The organism is Ferrovibrio xuzhouensis (assembly GCF_042648965.1).
GTDB lineage: Bacteria > Pseudomonadota > Alphaproteobacteria > Ferrovibrionales > Ferrovibrionaceae > Ferrovibrio > Ferrovibrio xuzhouensis.
Map to the genome: position 1 here is coordinate 317,823 of NZ_JBHRYJ010000001.1, position 19,499 is coordinate 337,321.

At 67.7% G+C, this 19,499-nt stretch carries 18 protein-coding genes; 8 read left to right on the forward strand and 10 right to left on the reverse strand.

Features of this window, described 5'->3' with window-relative positions:
• Positions 1–1,443 (reverse strand): exodeoxyribonuclease VII large subunit, encoded by a 1,443-nt coding sequence (gene xseA / locus ACFOOQ_RS01510; protein ID WP_379720725.1) that lies wholly within the window; start codon positions 1,441–1,443, stop codon positions 1–3.
• Positions 1,444–1,542: 99 nt separating this feature from the next.
• Here xseA and purD point away from each other — a divergent pair, with 99 nt between their 5' ends.
• The 3 genes from purD to ACFOOQ_RS01525 all read left to right on the forward strand — a co-directional run bounded on the left by purD (position 1,543) and on the right by ACFOOQ_RS01525 (position 5,080).
• A complete protein-coding gene (gene purD / locus ACFOOQ_RS01515) occupies positions 1,543–2,811 on the forward strand; it encodes a phosphoribosylamine--glycine ligase (protein ID WP_379720728.1) in 1,269 nt (422 codons plus the stop codon).
• Between the two features lie 126 nt (positions 2,812–2,937).
• On the forward strand, positions 2,938–4,005 hold the full coding sequence (locus ACFOOQ_RS01520; protein ID WP_379720731.1) for a phosphotransferase: 1,068 nt from the start codon (positions 2,938–2,940) through the stop codon (positions 4,003–4,005).
• 1 nt (position 4,006) lies between these two features.
• A complete protein-coding gene (locus ACFOOQ_RS01525; protein WP_379720734.1) occupies positions 4,007–5,080 on the forward strand; it encodes a phosphotransferase in 1,074 nt (357 codons plus the stop codon).
• A gap of 54 nt (positions 5,081–5,134) precedes the next feature.
• Here the strand turns inward: ACFOOQ_RS01525 and ACFOOQ_RS01530 are convergent, their stop codons facing one another.
• The gene (locus tag ACFOOQ_RS01530) at positions 5,135–5,500 is read right to left on the reverse strand and encodes a PRC-barrel domain-containing protein (protein WP_379720737.1); all 366 of its coding nucleotides are present in this window, start codon (positions 5,498–5,500) and stop codon (positions 5,135–5,137) included.
• Positions 5,501–5,726: 226 nt separating this feature from the next.
• Between ACFOOQ_RS01530 and ACFOOQ_RS01535 the strand changes: the two genes are divergently transcribed.
• Positions 5,727–5,915, forward strand: a complete 189-nt coding sequence (locus tag ACFOOQ_RS01535) for a hypothetical protein (protein WP_379720740.1) — start codon at positions 5,727–5,729, stop codon at positions 5,913–5,915.
• A 133-nt stretch (positions 5,916–6,048) separates the two neighbouring features.
• The gene (locus ACFOOQ_RS01540; RefSeq protein ID WP_379720743.1) at positions 6,049–6,603 is read left to right on the forward strand and encodes a sigma-70 family RNA polymerase sigma factor; all 555 of its coding nucleotides are present in this window, start codon (positions 6,049–6,051) and stop codon (positions 6,601–6,603) included.
• Here the strand turns inward: ACFOOQ_RS01540 and ACFOOQ_RS01545 are convergent.
• From ACFOOQ_RS01545 to ACFOOQ_RS01555, 3 genes are all read right to left on the reverse strand, one after another.
• The gene (locus ACFOOQ_RS01545; RefSeq protein ID WP_379720746.1) at positions 6,600–7,688 is read right to left on the reverse strand and encodes a M14 family metallopeptidase; all 1,089 of its coding nucleotides are present in this window, start codon (positions 7,686–7,688) and stop codon (positions 6,600–6,602) included. The two genes, ACFOOQ_RS01540 and ACFOOQ_RS01545, sit on opposite strands and share 4 nt — an antisense overlap.
• A 32-nt stretch (positions 7,689–7,720) precedes the next feature.
• Positions 7,721–8,926, reverse strand: a complete 1,206-nt coding sequence (locus ACFOOQ_RS01550) for an acyl-CoA dehydrogenase family protein (RefSeq protein ID WP_379720749.1) — start codon at positions 8,924–8,926, stop codon at positions 7,721–7,723.
• Positions 8,927–9,023: 97 nt separating this feature from the next.
• Positions 9,024–9,458 (reverse strand): nucleoside deaminase, encoded by a 435-nt coding sequence (locus ACFOOQ_RS01555; RefSeq protein WP_379725291.1) that lies wholly within the window; start codon positions 9,456–9,458, stop codon positions 9,024–9,026.
• Between the two features lie 119 nt (positions 9,459–9,577).
• On the opposite strand from ACFOOQ_RS01555, the gene ACFOOQ_RS01560 reads away from it, so the two are divergent.
• Genes ACFOOQ_RS01560 through rsmD form a run of 3 tightly spaced genes read left to right on the forward strand, consistent with a single transcriptional unit; the run spans position 9,578 to position 11,776 of the window.
• Positions 9,578–10,312: a gamma-glutamyl-gamma-aminobutyrate hydrolase family protein gene (locus ACFOOQ_RS01560; RefSeq protein WP_379720752.1), complete on the forward strand. Its 735-nt coding sequence runs from the start codon at positions 9,578–9,580 to the stop codon at positions 10,310–10,312.
• Complete coding sequence (locus ACFOOQ_RS01565; RefSeq protein ID WP_379720754.1) at positions 10,309–11,178, forward strand: pseudouridine synthase; 870 nt, start codon at positions 10,309–10,311, stop codon at positions 11,176–11,178. The genes ACFOOQ_RS01560 and ACFOOQ_RS01565 overlap by 4 nt, the downstream gene beginning before the upstream one ends.
• A gap of 10 nt (positions 11,179–11,188) precedes the next feature.
• Entirely contained in the window at positions 11,189–11,776 is a 588-nt protein-coding gene (gene rsmD, locus ACFOOQ_RS01570; protein WP_379720757.1) for a 16S rRNA (guanine(966)-N(2))-methyltransferase RsmD, read from the forward strand.
• Between the two features lie 13 nt (positions 11,777–11,789).
• Here rsmD and mutL read toward each other — a convergent pair whose 3' ends face one another.
• The 5 genes from mutL to ACFOOQ_RS01595 all read right to left on the reverse strand — a co-directional run bounded on the left by mutL (position 11,790) and on the right by ACFOOQ_RS01595 (position 19,437).
• Positions 11,790–13,661, reverse strand: coding sequence for a DNA mismatch repair endonuclease MutL (gene mutL, locus ACFOOQ_RS01575; RefSeq protein ID WP_379720760.1), 1,872 nt, complete (start codon positions 13,659–13,661; stop codon positions 11,790–11,792).
• A 12-nt stretch (positions 13,662–13,673) separates the two neighbouring features.
• The gene (locus ACFOOQ_RS01580; RefSeq protein ID WP_379720763.1) at positions 13,674–15,005 is read right to left on the reverse strand and encodes a M16 family metallopeptidase; all 1,332 of its coding nucleotides are present in this window, start codon (positions 15,003–15,005) and stop codon (positions 13,674–13,676) included.
• A gap of 16 nt (positions 15,006–15,021) precedes the next feature.
• Entirely contained in the window at positions 15,022–16,380 is a 1,359-nt protein-coding gene (locus tag ACFOOQ_RS01585; protein WP_379720766.1) for a M16 family metallopeptidase, read from the reverse strand.
• A 58-nt stretch (positions 16,381–16,438) separates the two neighbouring features.
• Positions 16,439–17,020: a DUF3035 domain-containing protein gene (locus ACFOOQ_RS01590; RefSeq protein WP_379720769.1), complete on the reverse strand. Its 582-nt coding sequence runs from the start codon at positions 17,018–17,020 to the stop codon at positions 16,439–16,441.
• Between the two features lie 101 nt (positions 17,021–17,121).
• On the reverse strand, positions 17,122–19,437 hold the full coding sequence (locus ACFOOQ_RS01595; protein ID WP_379720772.1) for a PAS domain-containing sensor histidine kinase: 2,316 nt from the start codon (positions 19,435–19,437) through the stop codon (positions 17,122–17,124).
• Positions 19,438–19,499 lie beyond the last annotated feature (62 nt).

Sequence of the window (19,499 nt, forward strand, 5' to 3'; positions counted from 1 at the left end):
TCAGAACAACTCTCCCTGCTTGACGGGCTTGCGCGGCATCGCGGCGGCGGCACTGCGGCGGGGCGGCGCGGCCGTATCGTCGCCGCCATCGACCCGCGCGGTGCGGCGGCCATCCTGCATCTCGATGGTCACGGCCGCGCCCGGGGCCATCGCGGCGGCCTGCTTCAGCGCCCGGCCATCGGCGCCATAGACCACGGCAAAGCCGCGCGCCAGCACATTGCGGTAGGACAGGCTGTCCAGCAGCTTCGCCGGCTGCGCCAGCCGCTGGGCGGCATCGGCCTGGCGCTGGCGCATGGCGCGCTGCAGGCGCAGGCCGGCCTCGTCGAGCCGGCGGCGGTAATCGGCGGCCTCGCGGCGCAGCAGGGCCGGCCGCAGCTTGGCGATCTGGGTGTCGAGCCGGCCGCGCTGGACCTTCAGGCCGACCCGCAGGCCGCTGCGCAGGCGCTCGGACAGGTCATCGAAACGCTGGCGCGCCATCTCGAGCTGCTCGCGCGGCCCGCGCAGGCCGCGGCCCAGCGCATCGAGATGCTGGCGCTTCTCGCGCGCCAGCCGCAGCACCGACCGGCGCAGGCGATCCTCGAGGCCGCTCACATCGGCGACCAGTTCCATGCGCACCGGCACCGCCATCTCGGCGGCCGCCGTCGGCGTCGGCGCCCGGCGGTCGGAGGCAAAATCAATCAGGGTGGTATCCGTCTCGTGGCCGACCGCCGAGATCAGCGGGATCGCCGATTCGGCGGCGGCGCGCACTACCGCCTCCTCGTTGAAGGCCATCAAATCCTCGAGGCTGCCGCCGCCGCGCGCGACGATCAGCAGGTCGGGGCGCGGCACCGGCCCGCCTTCGGGCAGCGCGTTGAAGCCACGGATGGCGCGGGCGACCTGGTCGGCGGCGCCCTCGCCCTGCACCAGCACCGGCCAGACGATCACATGGGTCGGGAAACGGTCGGCCAGCCGGTGCAGGATGTCGCGGATCACTGCGCCGGTCGGCGAGGTAACCACGCCGATCACCCGCGGCAGATGCGGCAGCGGCCGTTTGCGCTCGGGCGCGAACAGGCCCTCGGCGGCCAGCTTCTGCTTGCGCTGCTCCAGCAGGGCCATCAGCGCGCCCAGCCCCGCCAGCTCCATGCGCTCGACGACCATCTGGTATTTCGAGCGGCCGGGATAGCTGGTCAGCTTGCCCGAGCAGATCACATCCATGCCGTCCTCGGGCCGAATCCCGAGGCGGGCGGCGCTGCCCTTCCAGCAGACGCCGTCGAGTACCGAATCGGCGTCCTTCAGGGAGAAATACAGGTGCCCCGAGGCGGCCCGCTTGAAACCGGAGATCTCGCCGCGCACACGGACCCAGCCGAACGTCTCCTCGATGTTGCGCTTCAGGCGCAGGGACAGCTCGGTAACACTGTATTCCGGCACATTGCCGGCGGTCGGGGTCTGGGCCGAATCACTCATTCTGCGAACCTTGCATGCCGCGGCGGCATGATACAAAGATTGCCCCCGCCGCTCTAGGCCCGTCGGGCCGCGATGCCCATCTTTTACGGGAAGCCGGATATGAATGTTCTCGTCATCGGATCAGGCGGGCGCGAACACGCCCTGTGCTGGAGCCTTGCCGCCTCGCCGCTGGTCACAAAACTGGTCTGCGCGCCGGGCAACCCCGGCATCGCCCAGGTGGCGAAGCTTGCCGCCGTCGATCCGCTCGATCTCGACGCAGTACTCAAGCTGTGCCGCGACGAACACATCGATTTCGTCGTGGTTGGCCCGGAAGCGCCACTGGTGGCTGGCCTCGTCGACCACCTGGAAGCCGCCGGTTTCGCCTGCTTCGGCCCCTCCAAAGCTGCTGCGCGGCTTGAGGGCTCGAAGGGCTTCATGAAGGACATCTGCGCCAAGTACAACATTCCGACCGCCGCCTATGGCCGCTTCACGGATGCTGTCGCGGCCGAGGCCTTCATCCGCAGCCATGGCGCGCCGATCGTGGTGAAGGCCGATGGCCTTGCCGCCGGCAAGGGCGTCACCGTGGCGATGACGCTCGACGAAGCGCTGGAGGCCAATGCCGCGCTGTTCGCGGTACCCGGCGCGGAAGTGGTGATCGAGGAGTTCCTTGATGGCGAGGAAGTCAGTTTCTTCGCGCTGGTCGACGGCGAGACCGCCCTGCCGCTGGCTTCGGCGCAGGACCACAAGCGGGTCGGCGACGGCGACACCGGGCCGAATACCGGCGGCATGGGCGCCTATTCGCCGGCCCCGGTGCTCACGCCGGACCTCGCACAGTTCGTAATGGAGCACATCGTGCAACCGACCGTGGCGGCGATGAAGGCCGAGGGCTGCCCGTTCAAGGGCGTGCTGTTCGCCGGCCTGATGCTGACCGCCGATGGGCCGAAGCTGCTGGAGTACAACACCCGCTTCGGCGATCCGGAATGCCAGACCCTGATGCTGCGCCTGAAATCCGACCTGCTGCCGGCCCTGATCGCCGCCCGCGACGGGGTGCTGAAGGATTTCGACCTGCGCTGGAAGGACGAGGCCGCGCTCTGCGTGGTGATGGCTGGCGCGGGCTATCCCGGCGAGCCGCGCAAGGGCACGGTGATCAAGGGCCTTGATGACGCTGCGGCGCAGTCTGATGTTGCGGTATTCCATGCCGGCACCAAGGCCGGCGAAAACGGCGTCATCCTCGCCAATGGCGGCCGCGTGCTGGGCATCTGCGGGCTCGGCAGCACCATCCGAGAAGCCCAGACCCGCGCCTATGCCGCTGTGGATAAGGTCGACTGGCCCGAGGGCTTCTGCCGCCGCGATATCGGCTGGCGCGCCATAGCGCGCGAGACGCGCTAGGGTCCATCCGCATACCGGCCGTCCCCGGACGGCCCCCGGGGGTGGTTGCGCCGCCCCGCATCGCTTCGCTATCGTAGCCGGGAGTGCCCCGTATCCGGCGCTCCAAGGATAAGAGGAAACGATAGCATGAGCGACCAGGATCGCTTCGTCGGCACCATGCCGGTGCAGGAGCGCCACAAGTTCGATGAAGCCGCGCTGGAAGCCTGGCTGAAGCAGAATGTTGCCGACTACCGCGGCCCCCTGACCGTCCAGCAGTTCAAGGGCGGCCAGTCCAATCCGACCTTCATGCTGATCACCCCGGCAAAGAAATATGTGCTGCGCCGCAAGCCGCCGGGCAAGCTGTTGCCGTCTGCCCATGCCGTCGACCGCGAATACCGCGTGATCACCGCACTCGGCCAGACCGATGTGCCGGTCGCCCGCACTTATGGCCTGTGCGAGGACGACAGCGTCATCGGCACGGCGTTCTATGTGATGGACTGCGTCGAGGGCCGCATCTTCTGGGACCAGCGGCTGCCCGGCATGAACCGCGAGGAGCGCGCCGGCATCTTCGATGCGATGAACCGCACCATCGCCGCCCTGCACAAGGTCGACTACACCGCCATCGGACTCGACAGCTACGGCAAGCCCGGCGACTATTTCGCCCGCCAGATCGCGCGCTGGAGCAAGCAGTACAAGGCCTCCGAGACGGAAGAGATTCCGGCCATGGACAAGCTGATCGACTGGCTGCCGGCGCATATCCCGCCGGGTGAAGAGACCAGCATCGTGCATGGCGACTACCGGATGGACAACATGATCTTCCATCCGACCGAGCCGCGGGTCATCGCGGTGCTGGACTGGGAGTTGTCGACGCTGGGCCATCCGCTCGGCGATTTCACCTACCACCTGATGTCGTGGCGGCTGGCCCCGGAGACCTTCCGTGGCATCGCCGGAATCGACTATGCTGCGCTGGGTATTCCGACCGAGCAGGAGTATATCGCCACCTACTGCCGGCGCACCGACCGCGACGGCATTCCGCATATCGACTTCTATATGGCCTATAATATGTTTCGCATTGCAGGCATCCTGCAGGGCATCATGGGCCGGGTGAAGGACGGCACAGCCGCCAGCCAGCATGCGATCGAGTCCGGCAAACGGGCCAAGCCGATCGCCGAACAGGCCTGGGCGCTGGTCGAGAGGATGACAGGAGGCAACTAGGATGGCAGGATCCGCCGACCTGACCCCCGTACAACCGCAACACCGGTTCGACGAGGCCAGGCTGGCGGCGTATCTGGCCGACCGCCTTCCCGACTTCCGCCCGCCGCTGACCGTGCAGCAATTCCGCGGCAGTCCGGCCAATCCCGCCTTCCTGCTGCATGCCCCGGGTCGCAGCTATGTGCTGCGCAAGCGGACCCAGGCCAAGAAGGGCCTCGACATCGCCGCCTCGGCGGCGCGCGACTTCACGCTGATTTCCTCGCTGCATGCTGCCGAGCTGCCGGTCGCGGCACCCCGGCTGGTCTGTCCGGACGACAGCGTGATCGGCGCCCCCTTCTACCTGATGGACCATGTACCGGGCCGGCATTTCCGCGATCCCAACCTGCCGGGCATGGACGCCAAGCAGCGCCAGGCGCTGTATGACGCCATGGCGGCGGCGCTGGCACAGATCCATGCGCTGGCGCCGGACCGCACCGGCCTGCCGGCCAATGGCAGCGGGCAGGACTATCTGACCCGCCAGATCACGGCCCTGACGGAACAGTACCGCACCAATGCCACCGAAGAGGTGGCGCCGATGACCCGCCTGCTCGACTGGCTGCCCCTGCATGTGCCCGACGAGCAATGCGCCACGCTGATGCATGGCAATTTCCGCATCGACAACCTGGTCTTTCACCCGAGCGAGCCGCGCGTCATCGCCATCCTCGACTGGGACCTCGCGCTGATCGGCCATCCGCTGGCCGACCTCGCCATCAACTGCCTGCCTTACCGCGTCACCATCCCGGGCATGGGCAGCCTGCAGGGCATCGATTTCATCGAGTCCGGCATTCCGGGCGAGCCTGACTATGTCGCCGCCTACTGCCGCCATGCCGGCCGGCCGGAGCCCGGCGAGGGCGGCGCCGATCACTGGAATTTCTATCTCGCCTTTGCGCTGCTGCGCGTCGCCGTGATGGCCCAGGGCGCCGTCAAACGTGGCCATGCGAATGGCGCGGCAGCCTCGCCGGTGCTGAAGGCCTATGCCGCCGTGGTGCGCTCGGTGGCGCACCAGGCCTGGCACCTTGTCGATGGCGAGGCCGACTAGCGGCCACAAGAAAAAGGGCGCCAACGGCGCCCTTCTCCTCTCTCGATTCAGAGATCAAATCCAGTAGGGCGGCACGCCGTAATAATCGTGCACGCGGCGGCCCCAGGTCTCGTCCGCCCAGTCGAGCTTGTCCTCGGGCGCGTAATTCGGCGCTCCCTTGAGCAGCTTCGGGTCGAGATCGACCACATAGCCGCCGCGCTTGGCGCTGTAATGCAGCATGCCCCAGGGCAGCGGGTGGTGGCGATCGCCGATGCCGAGAAAGCCGCCGAACGACATATCGGCATAGGCGACCTTGCCGCTCTGCTTGTCGATCATCACGCCATTGATCGAGCCGAGCTTGTCGCCGGATGCGTTATACACTTCGGTGCCCTTGACCTTGTCGGCCGAAATCAGGCGCTCGGGTGCTGCTGCGGAAGCCATGGGTATCTCCTTCTCGGTTTCGGATTGCCGTCTGTCGCGACATCTCGCGATCTGGACATGCAACGCCGGCCCGACCCCGCTGGTTCCGCCCTGTTCCGCAATGCCACGGAATTGCCAAAAAATGTCCCGGGCACCGGAACGAAATGACCGCTCCGTCATTCGGTGATCAGGACCTGCGCGGCACGGCCGGCAGTCCCGCTCCCGTTCATGGTCAAGGGGCAGATCGATGACTGACAGCAGCGCCACATTGCGGCACCGGCCGGAGCAGATGCCGGCTTGCACACAAGCGCAGCGAACCCGCGAAGGCGAGCATTTCAACCTTTGGCTGGACCGGGTGTTGCCGCTGCTGCTCGCCCGCCTCGTTGCGGCCCATGATGACGCCCGGATAACCCCGGATTCCCGCGCTTCATCCTGACACCCCAGTTTTGTCACGGCATGTCCCGGCCTTGTCGCTGTCGCGACAACCGGCTTCGCGCGCAAGCTGCTCCCCGGCTTCGGCCCCATATTCGCCTGACGCCATACATACATAGACAGGAGCGGTTTATTTCATGCTCGACACATTTCACGATCTGCTGCTGCAAACCCTGCCCGCCCTCAAGGGCTTTGCCCTGCTGCTGACCCGCAACCGGCAATGGGCCGAGGATCTGACCCAGGAAACCTCGCTGCGCGCGCTGACCCGGGCGCACCAGTTTCAGCCGGGCACCAATTTCAAGGCCTGGATATTCACCATCATGCGCAACCAGCATCTCGACCAGATCCGCCGGCGGCGGCGCGAGACGCAGCTGACCGACGATGCCGATGCGCTCGACGCCCTGATGTCGGTGCGCCCGGCGCAGGAAGACGGCTTGATGCTGAAAGAACTGCTGGATGCCGTCGGCGATCTCAACCGCGGCCAGCGCGAGACCCTGCTGCTGGTGGCCGGCAACGGCCTGTCCTACGAGGAGGCCTCGAAGGTCTGCGGCTGCCCGGTCGGCACCATCCGCAGCCGGCTGGCCCGTGCCCGCCAGACCCTGCAGGACCGCATGATGGGGCCGGCTCCGGCCGGGCCACACCAGCCGGCGATCGCGCGCAGCGGCCGCCGGCCGGAATGGAACCAGGCCTAGGCTGCCAGCCCGCGGAAGGCGCGCAGCGCGAAATCGGCGGCGCGGCCGTAGACAGCGGCTTTCCATGCCGTCGTGTCGGTGTAGAAGGCATCGCGGATGCGCTGCTTGAGCAGGCGGCCGAGATCGGAGTCCAGCTCGCCCTTGGCATGCAGCCAGTGATCGCCACGCAGGGAGTCGAGCACCTGCGGCACCGGCTGGGTGCCGTATTCCAGCGCGATGGCGGTCAGTTCGATATGCCGCGGCAGGTCGAGAAAGGCCTCGGGCACCGTGCCGGTCACCTTCGCTGAAGTCGACGTACCTGAATTCGGGTTGGTCACTTCGGGACCGAAGACGGCCCGCGAGCGCTCCTCGCTGCCAAAGCCGTCGGGACCGATATAGATCGGCTCGCCATAGCCCATCGGACCGAGGCCGGTATGGAAATCGATGCTGGCCAGCCGCTTGGTGGTGGCCGGCACATGCTCCTTCAGGATGCGGCGGATGGTGTCGTTCGACCAGGTCGGCTTCTGGCCGCCGAAGAACAGGCCGTTCGGATGGGTGTACTGACCGCCGGTCATCGCCGCCTGGAAGGCGAAGGCGCCGTTCTTCTGCTGGAAGGCCATGATGCCCTGATCGGCCGCCGCACGCCCCTGGCCTTCCCAGTGATCGGGGATCAGGAAGTCGTGGATGTCCTCGTAGGGCCTGTTCTCGGGCAGCGGCTTCGAGAAGTCCTGGAAATTGCGGTTGAGGTCGACATTGTCCTCGGTCACCCGGCGCAGCCAGGCGAAACCGTAAGGGTTGATCGCATGGATCATCACCGCGCGGGTGCCGGCCGGCATCGCCTCGAACAGGCGGTCGCGGAAATGGCCGATCTGGGCGCCGGAGCCGCAAAAGCCCTCGACGCCATGGGTGCCGGACACCGTGAGATAGACCTTGTCGGCATCGGCCGGGCCGAGGCAGGCGACATCGGTGGTCAGCGTCTCGCCGGCCGGTCCCTTGGCCCTGGGATTCTCGTAAGTGGTCAGCGTGGCGCCGGCGGCCTTCGCCTCGGCGCGGAATTTCTCCCGCGCCTCGGCATAGGTGGCCGAAAAATACTGTTCGACGGTCATCTGGGGGAGGCTCTCTTTTTTGTTGTCCGAGCTTAATTCCAGCGCGCCAGTTCGAGCCGGCCGATCTGGTTGCGATGCACCTCGTCCGGGCCATCGGCGAAGCGCAAGGTGCGGGCCTGGGCATAGGCCGCGGCGATGCCGAAGTCGCTGGTCACACCGCCGCCGCCATGCACCTGCATGGCCCAGTCGATCACCTGGCAGGCCATGTTCGGCGCCGCCACCTTGATCATGGCGATTTCCTTGCGCGCCGCCTTGTTGCCGACGGTATCCATCTTCCAGGCGGCATGCAGGGTCAGCAGGCGGGCCTGGTCGATCAGGATGCGGCTTTCGGCAATGCGCTCCAGCGTGACGGTCTGCTCGGAGACCGGCTTGCCGAAGGCGACGCGGCTCTTGGCGCGCTTGCACATCTTCTCCAGCGCGCGTTCGGCCTGGCCGATCAGGCGCATGCAGTGATGGATGCGGCCCGGGCCGAGACGGCCCTGCGCGATCTCGAAGCCGCGGCCCTCGCCGAGCAGCATGTTCGAGGCCGGCACGCGGACATTCTCGAACACCACCTCGCCATGGCCGTGCGGGGCGTCGTCATAGCCGAATACCGGCAGCATGCGCAGCACCTTGACGCCCGGCGCATCGCGCGGCACCAGGATCATCGACTGCTGCTTGTACTTGTCCGGATTCTTGGCATCCGACTTGCCCATGAAGATCAGGATCTTGCAGCGCGGATCGCCAATCCCCGAAGTCCACCACTTGCGGCCGTTGATGACGTAATGATCGCCGTCGCGGCGGATATCGCTCTCGATGTTGGTGGCATCCGACGAGGCGACCGCCGGCTCGGTCATGGCAAAGGCCGAGCGGATCTTGCCGGCCAGCAGGGGCTCCAGCCATTCCTTCTTGTGCTCGGCGGTGCCGTAGCGCTCCAACACTTCCATGTTGCCGGTATCGGGCGCCGAGCAGTTGAACACTTCGGGCGCCCAGTGCACGCGGCCCATGATCTCGCAGAGCGTGGCATACTCATGGTTCTTGAGGCCGGCGCCGCGCTCGGATTCGGGCAGGAACAAGTTCCACAGGCCCTGTGCCTTCGCCTTTTCCTTCAGTTCCTCGATCACCTTGGTCGGCTGCCAGCGGTCGCCCTCGTCGACCTCGCGATGGAAGCGTTCCTCGTTCGGATAGACGTGATCGTCCATGAACTTGGTGACCTTGTCCTGCAGGTCTTTGACGCGGTCGGAGAATTGGAAATCCATGATGTTTCATCCCTGGTTTTTTAGTGGACCGATATCGGTAGCCGGCACAGTTTATGCCCGCGGCCACGGATCGGCTAGGGATACGCAGCGCCCCGGCTCAGCGGCGGGCGCCGAAAAATTCGCGTAACAATTCGGCGGCGGCAGCCTCGCCAATGCCGGGGTAGACCTCGGGCCGGTGATGGCAGGTCGGCTGTGCAAAAAAACGCCCGCCATGGGCGACGCCGCCGCCCTTGGGATCTCCGGCGCCGTAATACAGCCGGCGCAGGCGGGCGAAGCTGATGGCGCCGGCACACATGGCGCAGGGCTCCAGGGTGACGTAGAGGTCGCAACCGCTTAGTCGCTCCGCCCCGAGCCCGGCGGCGGCCCGGCGGATCGCCAGGATTTCCGCATGGGCGGTCGGGTCGTTCAGCGCCCGGGTCTCGTTGCCGGCCCGGGCCACGATGGCCCCGCTGGCCGGATCGACAATCACCGCGCCGACCGGCACCTCGCCGCGGCCGGCGGCGGCACGGGCCTCGTCGAGAGCGATATCCATGGGCGAGGGCGGCGGTTTCATGGCCGGCAGCCTGCGGGAGGCTTCCCCGGGCGTCAAGCTGTCCCGGCCAGCACGCCGGGCCCGGTTGCCCGCGGATTCCGCTGCGCCTATAAGAGGCTATGCAGAAAACCGCCCCCGCTGCCGGTGCCCCCCTGATCGGCATCACCCTCGACTCGGAAGAGCCCGGCGGCTATTCGAAATTCCCCTGGTATGCCCTGCGGCAGAATTACTGCTCGGCGGTCACCGCCGCCGGCGGCATTCCGCTGGTGCTGCCACATGAGCCCGCCGCCGTGCCGGCCTATCTCGGGCTGATCGACGGGCTGATCGTCACCGGCGGCAATTTCGACGTCGACCCCGCCCTGTTCGGCGCCAGCGAAAAGCACGACACGGTGAAGACCAAGGCGGCGCGCACCGATTTCGAATGGGCGATCACCAAGGGCATGCTGGCGCTGGACAAGCCGGTCTTCGGCATCTGCGGTGGCCAGCAGTTGCTGAACGTGGTGCTGGGCGGCAGCCTGATCCAGCATATCCCCGACGCGGTGGCCGATGCGCTGGCCCATGAACAGCCCAATCCGCGCGACCAGGCCGGCCATACGGTCGCCGTCGCCGCCGGCACGAAACTGCATGCCATCACCGGCGCCGCCGAACTGCCGGTCAATTCGGCACACCATCAGGCGGTCGATGCGGTGGCGCCGGGTGCCGTCACCGATGCAGTGGCGCCCGACGGCGTGATCGAGGGCATCGAGCATCCGGGCTATCGCTTCTGCATCGGCGTGCAGTGGCATCCGGAATTCTTCATCAGTGACGGCGACCGCAAACTCTTCGCCGCTTTTATCGAGGCCAGCCGGCGATGAGCGACGAGACTGAAGGCGAAGACAAGGGCGAGGAGAAAGGCGAGCGCATCGCCAAACGGCTGGCGCGCGCCGGCCTGTGCTCGCGCCGCGATGCCGAACGCTGGATCGAGGAAGGCCGCGTTTCGGTCAACGGCAAGAAGCTCAGCACGCCCGCTTTCGTGGTCGGCCCCGACGACCGCATCGTCGTCGACGGCAAGCCGGTCGGCGGACCGGAAAAGACCCGGCTGTGGCTCTATCACAAGCCGCGCAGCCTGATGACCACGCACCGCGATCCGGAAGGCCGGCCGACGGTGTTCGAGAAGCTGCCGAAAGACATGCCCCGCGTCATCTCGATCGGCCGGCTCGACTATAATTCCGAGGGCCTGCTGCTGCTGACCAACGACGGCGCACTGGCCCGCAAGCTGGAATTGCCCAGCACCGGCTGGCTGCGCCGCTATCGCGTGCGCGTGCATGGCCATCCGACCGACGAGACGCTGGCCGAGCTGCAGCAGGGTGTCACCATCGAGGGCATAGCCTACGGCGCGATCGAGGCCAAGGTCGAACGCGCCCAGGGCGACAATACCTGGCTGATCGTGTCCTTGCGTGAAGGCAAGAACCGCGAGGTACGCCGGGTGATGGAGCATCTCGGCCACCAGGTCAGCCGGCTGATCCGCGTCGCCTATGGCCCGTTCCAGCTCGGCACCCTGCCGCCGGACGGCGTCAAGGAAATCCCCGGCAAGATCGTCGCCGAGCAGACTGGCACCAGCGTTGCCGCCGGCCGCGATGGCACAAAACCGAAAAAGCCCGGCGGCTGGGCCAAGGCCGCACCGCGCAAAAAACCCGGCATAAAGAAGAAACCCGCGACGGCGGGCAAGCCGCGGCCGTGAGCCTGCCGGCATGAGGATCGTCGGCGGCAGCCATCGCGGCCGGCCCCTGATCGCCCCGCCCGACCGCACCACGCGGCCGACCACCGACCGGGTGCGCGAAGCCCTGTTCAACATGCTGCTGCATTCGCCGAGCCTGCTGACCGACGCAGGCAAGACGCGGCTCGACGGCGGCATCGTGCTCGATCCCTTCGCCGGCTCGGGCGCACTGGCCTTCGAGGCGCTGTCGCGCGGCGCGCTGCATGCCCATCTGTTCGAGATCGACCCGGCAGCGCGGCGCGCGATCCTGCGCAATGCCGCCGATCTCGGCTTTGCCGAACGGATCACGCTCCGCGGCGCCGATGCCCTGCGTCCGGGCAGACCGGTCGAGCCGGCCGGCCTTGTCTTCCTCGATCCGCCCTACCGCTCCGGCCTCGGCACCCAGGTGCTGACCGCGCTCGACCGCGAGGGCTGGCTCAGGGCCGATGCGCTGGTGATGGTGGAGACCGACGCCCGGAAAGGCCAATCAGGGGGCAGTTTCGCCATTCCGCCGGGTTTCGCGCTGCTGGAGGAACGCCAGCAGGGCCCGGCGCGGCTGACTTTCCTGCTGAAACAAGGCTAAGGCTTGGGCGGGCCTAGCGCCGCCCGAACAGCTTCTCGATATCGGCAAGGCGCAGCTCGACATAGGTCGGGCGGCCGTGATTGCACTGGCCGGAATGCGGCGTCGCCTCCATCTGGCGCAGCAGCGCGTTCATCTCGTCGAGCGTCAATCGGCGGCCGGCGCGCACGCTGCCATGGCAGGCCATGGTGCCGCAGACCTCTTCGAGACGTTCCTTCAGCGGCTGCACGCTGTCGTATTCGGCCAGCGCATCGGCAAGGTCGCGCACCAGGGTCTGTACCGCGACATCGCCAAGCAGGGCCGGCACCTCACGGACCACCACGGCGCCGCCGCCGAAGCCTTCCAGCACCAGGCCGAGTTCGGCGAGTTCGTCGCTGCGGGCAGCCAGCCGCACGGCTTCGGCCTCGCTGAGTTCCACGACCTCGGGCAGCAGCAGGGCCTGGCGCGGCACGCGGCCGGCGTCGAGATGCTGTTTCATGCGTTCGTAGACCAGCCGTTCATGGGCGGCATGCTGGTCGACGATGACGATGCCATCGGTGGTCTGGGCGACGATGTAGGTCTCGTGCAACTGGGCGCGGGCAGCGCCGAGCGGATAGGCCTGCAGCGGCACCGGGGCCGGCGTTTCGGCATCGGCGCCGCCGCGGGCGCCAGGCGGCAGGCCGGCCTCGTCGCCGGATGCTGCCGTGGTCGAGAAATCGCCCTGCGGTGCATTGTAAAGTGCGGCCGCCTCGGCCATCCCGGGCACCGTGGCCGGCCGCAGGTTGTCGTAGCCACGCCAGCGGCTGCCGCCGCCGAACGGCAGGTTGAGGTTCGGCGCCGCCTGCGGACGCAGCGCGCCGAGCGCCGCCTGCGCCACCGTGGTGCTGGCGCGATGGCCGGCCTCGGCCAGCGCATGGCGCAACGCGCCGACGATCAGGCCGCGCACCAGCCCGGCATCGCGGAAGCGCACCTCCGCCTTGGCCGGATGCACGTTGACATCGACCTCGTCGGCCGGCACCTCGAGGAACAGCGCGGCGACCGGATGGCGGTCATGGCTGAGGAAATCGGCATAGGCACCGCGCACCGCGCCGACGAATAGCTTGTCGCGCACCGGGCGGCCGTTGACGAAGAGATACTGGTGCTGGGCATTGCCGCGGTTATAGGTCGGCAGGCCGGCATGGCCAGTGAGCCGGATGCCTTCGCGCACGGCCTCGATCGGCAGGGCATTGTCGGCGAAGTCGCGGCCGAGAATCTGTTCCAGCCGCGCCAGCCGGCGGGCCTCCAGCCCGGCCTGCATCAGGTCCGGTGCGATGGCACCGGCGCGAAACGCCATGCGGCCGTCCTGCTGCAGGGTAAAGGCGATGTCGGGATGCGCCATGGCGAGCCGGCGCACGATCTCCTGCACGGCGAGTTCCTCGGAGCGGTCGGATTTCAGGAACTTCAGCCGCGCCGGCACGGCGTAGAACAGGTCGCGCACCTCGATGCGGGTGCCGGGGCCGGCGGCGGCCGGCTTCACCGGACCGACCCGGCCGGCATCGATCTCGATGCTGCTGGCCGCTTCGTCTGCGGCACGCCGGCTGGTGATCGCCATGCGGCCGACTGCACCGATGGAGGGCAAAGCCTCGCCGCGGAACCCGAGCCAGCGGATATCCATCAGGTCGTCGGACGGCAGCTTGGAGGTGGCGTGGCGCTCGACCGCAACCGGCAGTTCGTCGGGACCCATCCCCTTGCCGTCATCGGCGACGCTGATCAGGTTGCGGCCGCCGCCGGCAATGGCGATGTCGATCCTGGTTGCGCCGGCATCGATGGCGTTTTCCACCAGCTCCTTGATGGCGCTGGCCGGCCGCTCGATCACCTCGCCGGCGGCGATGCGATTGACCAGGGTCTCGGGCAGGCGACGGATCGTCATCAGATCAGGTCCTCAGCCGCCGAGGCCGGCCGGCTGGCCGACCACGACGACCAGCAGCTTGCCGTCGCCGAGCAGGCGCTGCGCCACCCTTTGCACGTCGGCGCCGGTGATGGCGTTGATCAGGCCGGGATAGGCCTGGATATAGTCGGGGGCGAGGCCGGAAATCCGCATTGCCACCAGCATGCCGGCAATCGCGCTGTCGGATGTCAGGCGCAGCGGGAAGGACCCGGTCAGATACGCCTTGGCATCGGCCAGTTCGGCATCGCTGACGCCGTCCTTGGCGATGCGGGCGAACTCGCCGCGCACCAGCGCCAGTGCCTGGCCGACCTGGGCATTGGTGGTGGCGAACGAGCCGGCGAACAGCGCGCCGGCCTTGCGCGGCGCCAGCTGGGTGCCGACCGAATAGACCAGGCCGCGCTTTTCGCGCACCTCCTCGAACAGCCGCGACGCCATGCCGCCGCCGCCGAGGATCTGGTTCATCACGGTGGCCGCATACCAGTCGGGATCGTCGCGCATGATGCCCGGCGCGCCGAACAGCACCTGGCTCTGCGGATTGGGGAAATCGATCACCACCGGCTGCGCGGCGGTTTTCGGCGTCACCGGCGCCGGCAGCGTCACCCCGGCATGGGCCGGCAGCGCACCGAAGCTGGCATCGACCAGCGCCGCCAGCTCGCCCGGCTCGATATCGCCGACCGCGCCAATCACCAGGTTGTCGCGCGCCAGCACGGCATGGGTAAACGCGGCAATCTGCGGCCGGTCGATCTTCGCCAGGCTGTCCGGCGACGGCGACGAGCGGCGGCCATACGGATGGCCGCCCCAGGCCAGTTGCGCGAAACGCTCGCCGGCCAGGGTGCCCGGGCTGCGCCGGCTGCGCTGGTAAGACACCAGCGCCTGCGCCTTCACACGGGCGAGCGGCTCGTCGTCGAAGCGCGGCGCCGTCATTGCCAGTTTCAGCAGCTCGAAGGCGCGCGCACGATTGTCGGTCAGGGTGGTCAGGTCGACGGTGACGTAATCGCGGTCGGCATCGAAGCCGATCGCGATCGCCTTGTCACGCATGGCATTCTGGAAATCGTCGGATTTCAGATCGCCGGCGCCCTCGGTCAGCAAAGCCATGGCGAGGCTGGCCAGTCCCTCCTCGCCCGCCGGGTCGCTGGCCGAACCGCCGCGCCAGGCGGCCTGCAGGGCCAGCATCGGGATCGACGGTTCGCGCACCAGCCAGACCTCGATCCCGGAGGCGGTGTGCACCTTTTCGATCTTCGGCGCGGCCAGAGCCGCCGAATGCTGCGCCACGGCAGCGGTCAGGACGAGGCAGGCGATGGCAAGAAACCGGGGCATCAGCGTCATGGCGGCGTCTCCCGGTTCAGCTCTGGTGCTTCGGCAGCAGGCGACCGGTAACCGACCGGCGTTCGTCGAACACATACTGCGCCGCCGCCAGCACCTGGGCGGCGGTCACCGCCGCCACCTGCTGCGGCCAGGCCTCGACCTGCTCGACGCTGACGCCGGTGCAGACCGCCGTGCCGAACAGCTGGGCGGCGCCGGTCAGGCTGTCGCGGGCATAGACGGTATCGGCCTTCATCACCAGCTTGGCCTGCTGCAGTTCGTCGTCGGTGATGCCGTCCTTCAGCAGGGTGGCGAGCACGGCATCCAGCCCCTGCTCGACGGCATCGAGGCTCTGGCCCGATTTCGGCACGGCGCCGAAGCCGAAGGTAGTCTGGTCGAGCGACAGCGAGCTGTACCAGGCCGAGGCAGAGGCCGCCGGGCCGTCGCCTTCCACCAGCGCCTTGTAGAGCCGGCCGGTCGGCGCATTGAGGATTTCCGCCAGCACCGACAATGCCGTGGCGTATTCGCTCCTGCCGGCGGTGCGGCTCGGCGCCAGATAACTGCGCCGCAGGCTCGGCTCGGCGACGCGCTCGTCGGTCATCACCAGCCGGCGGGCAGCAAGCTGCGGCGGTTCCTGCACGCGGCTGCGCGGCGGGATCGGCCGCATCGGGATCAGGCCGTAGTATTTCTCGGCCAGCCGCTTCAGATCGGCCGGCGCGACATCGCCGGCCACCACCAGCACCGCGTTGTTGGGCGCGTAATAGCTGCGGTAGAAAGTCATCGCGTCGTCGAGCGTCAGCTGCCGGACCACGGCGGGCCAGCCGATCACCGGCCGGCCATAGGGATGCGCCAGGAACTGCGCGGCATCGAACTGCTCGCCGAACAATGCGCCGGGATTGTTGTCGATCCGGCTGAGCCGCTCCTCGATCACCACCTGCAGTTCACGCTTCGCCTCGTCGGCCGGCGGCGCCAGCTGGGTCATGCGGTCGGCCTCCATCTTCATCACCAGCGGCAGGCGGTCGCTGGCAATCAGCTGATGATAGGCCGTGTAGTCGGCCGTGGTGAAGGCATTGTCGCGGCCGCCCTCGCGGGCGACGATCTTGGAGAAATCGCCCGGTCCGATCTCGGGCGTACCCTTGAACATCAGGTGTTCGAGATAATGGGCGACACCGCCGACATTCGGCGCCTCGTCGGCAGCGCCGACCTTGTACCAGATCATATGCTGGACCACCGGCGCCCGGTGATCCTCGATCAGGACCACCTGCAGGCCGTTTTCCAGGGTGAACTGGGTCGGATGGAAAATCTGGGCACGGGCACTGCCGGCCGCCAGGCCGGCGGCGCACAGGCTCGTGACACACAGGCCCACGGCAACCAGCAGACTGCGGATCAGACGATGCAAGTCAGGTCCCTCCGTTGGCAGGAGGCGCCCCGTCGGATGGTGGCCAGGACGGCTCCGGTCAGAACAGGCCCTCGAGCGGGCCGCGTTCCTTGCGCTTGATGGTCGGCACGGTCCCGGCGTTCGGCGCCTTGCCGGTGGCGGCATTCTCGCGCAGGCGCTGGGCTTCCTTGGCCGGATCGACGGCCAGCCCCGGATCTTCCGCCTTCTGCCAGAAAATCAGCCGGTCGACAAAACTGCTGTCGCGTTCGGCCAGCTGGGTGAATTCATCGTTGATCTTGCGCCGGATGTCCGGATCAGGACTGGTCGCATGGGCCTGCTGCAGCAGGGCATTCTCGCCGGCCGAGCGGGCCGCGGTGTTCGGCCCGGTACCCGGCGCCTGGCCCGACAGGCCGAGCGCGGTGCGGGCGCGATCCTGGGCGGTCTTGTCCTGCGGCCGGGCCGCACCCGGCTCGGGCGGACGCAGGCCGAATTCCGGCGGCAGGACCAGCGGCGCCTTGGTGACCACGGAAAATTCGTCCGGCGCCTTCTTGTTGAGGCCGAGAGCTTCCTTGGCGGTATCGCAGCCGCCCAGCATGGCCGGAGCGGCCAGCAGCGCCAGGATAACCCACAGGCGTCGGCCGGACGGGTACGGTCGACTCATGGCGAAACGGTCCTTTCTCTCTGTCCGGACAGCAGTTTGGCCGGGATTTTACCCCCGCAGGCAACTCCGGCACAAGGCTGCGGCGGGTGCGGAAAACCGCCTCAGTCGCCGCCCACCAGCCCGGCCGGAAAGCGAATCGTCGCCACCGTGCCGCGGCTCTCGGCGCTGTCGATATCCAGCGTGCCGCCATGCAATTCCATGAATTTTCGGCTGATGGTCAGGCCGAGGCCGGTCCCCTCGCTGCGCCGGCTGACATTGGGGTCACCCTGCCAGAACGGCTCGAAAATCCGCCCCAGATTTTCCCGCCGGATACCGACTCCGGTATCGGCGACCGCGATCGCCACCCCGCCGTCCGGGTCGAGTCGGCCCTGCAGCCGCACCGTGCCGCCCGGCGGGGTGAACTTGATGGCATTCGACAGCAGGTTGAGCAGCACCTGCTTGACCGCCCGGGCATCCAGCCGCGCTGCCGGCAGGTCGCGGGGGATTTCGTTGACCAGCACCACCTCGGCCTCGCCGGCGCGGCCCTTGACGATGGTCAGGCAGTCCTCGACCACGGTGTTCAGCGTGTGATTCTGCATCTGCAGCTCGTAACGGCCGGCCTCGATCTTCGACATATCGAGGATGTCGTTGATGACATGCAGCAGATGACGCGCGCTGACCACGACATCCTGGGCATAGTCGAAATACTTTTCCGAGCTGTCGCCCCACATGCGCAACACGATCACCTCGGCAAAACCGATGATGGCGTTGAGCGGCGTGCGCAGCTCATGACTCATATTGGCCAGGAATTCCGACTTGGCACGGTTCGCCGCCACCGCGTGTTCGCGCTCGCGGGCATAGGATGAGGCAAGGCGTTCAAGGTCCTCGGCCTGGCGGCGCAATTGCAGGTTGGCATCGTCCAGCGCGCGTTCCGCGGTCTTGCGTTCGCTGATGTCGAGCGCAATGGTCAGGATGCCCGTGACTGCACCCCCGGCATCCTTCAGCGGCACCTTGCTTTCGATCGTGGTGTAGTCGCTGCCGTCGTCGCGCCGGCTGCTGCGCTCGCGGTTCAATACAGGCTGCCCGGTCCGTCGCAACTCACCCTCCCAGCGATCGCTGGTCGCCACGAAATCGGCCCGCGCGTCCGGTGCGATATGGGTCATCGGCAGCTCGTCCATGCGGCGGCCGATGATCTGCCGGACATCGACGCCGAACAGATCGCTGACCCGCTGGTTGGCCAGCAGGAAGCGGCCGGCGGTATCCTTGACGCTGATCGGCGCCGGGATCGCATCGATCACCACACGCAGCAGGTCGCGGCTCTGGGCGATGGCGGCCTCCATCGCCTTGCTGCCGCTGACATCGGTGCCGGCACCACGATAGCCGCGGAAATCGCCCTCGGCGCCGACGACCGGCACGCCACTGATCGAATAATGCCGGCTCGCGCCATCGTCCCCCGCCACCTGGAACCGGAAATCGCGAAACGGGGCATGCCGCGCCAGCAGGTCGCGATGGCCCTGCCAGGCCGGGTCGGCAGCGGTTGCCGGATCGTGCAGCAGGCGCTGGTAATCTCCGTCCGGCCCGAGCGGGCCGGGATGCGAGGTATGGGTCAGGGCATGGCCGGCATCGCGCTCCCAGAACCAGTCGGAGGCTGCATTGGCGAAATCGCGAAAGCGGGCCTCGGACTGCTCGCGCTGCAGGATTTCGCGGTCGCGCTCCGCCAGATACTCGCGGCTGGAGGCGAGAATGGCGTTGACCCGGTCGGCCAGCAGGCCGAATTCGTCGGTGGCATGGGCCGGCGGCACGCGGATCGCGGTGGTGCCGGGGCGCCGCGGGTCGATTTCCTCCAGCTGGCCGACCAAACCAAGCAGCGGCCGCGTCAGGCTGCGGTAGAACAGCACCGCCAGCAGCAGGGCGAGCAGGAAATTGCGCACGAAACCGGTGCCGAACACGGTCCAGGCGCGATTGAGGATACTGCGGGCCAGCAGCCGGCCGTCGACGGCAACGCGCATTTCGCCGACCAATTCGTGGTCGCGCTGGGCATAGAGCGGCTGCACCAGCACTTCGTCGCCAGCCGGCAGCAGGGCGCGCAGCCAGACCGGTCCCTCGGCGGCACGCGCCCGTTCCTGCGCGGCCATGCGGCGACCGTAATTGTCGTAGATTTCCACTTTCCAGATCGGCCGGTACAGCAGCAGGCCGCTGACCACCCGCGCCGCCAGCTGCTCATCCAGCGCATAGGCGGCCTGCGAGGCCGGCTCATTCAGCATGTCCATGACCTGGGCAACGGTTGTCTGGCGCTGGTTGATTTCGCTGCGGATGTCGAGCAGCAGCTGAAAGACGCTTGAGACCAGCCCAAGGGCCAGGGCCGCAAGGACGGTGATCTTGACCTGCTTGGCCGATATCTGCTGGGTGAACGGATGCGCGCGTGCTGCCGGCTTCATGCCCTGCATCCGCATTGCGACCGTAGCCTTCGCCTGTCGCCGAGAGTCACACACCCCTCCCG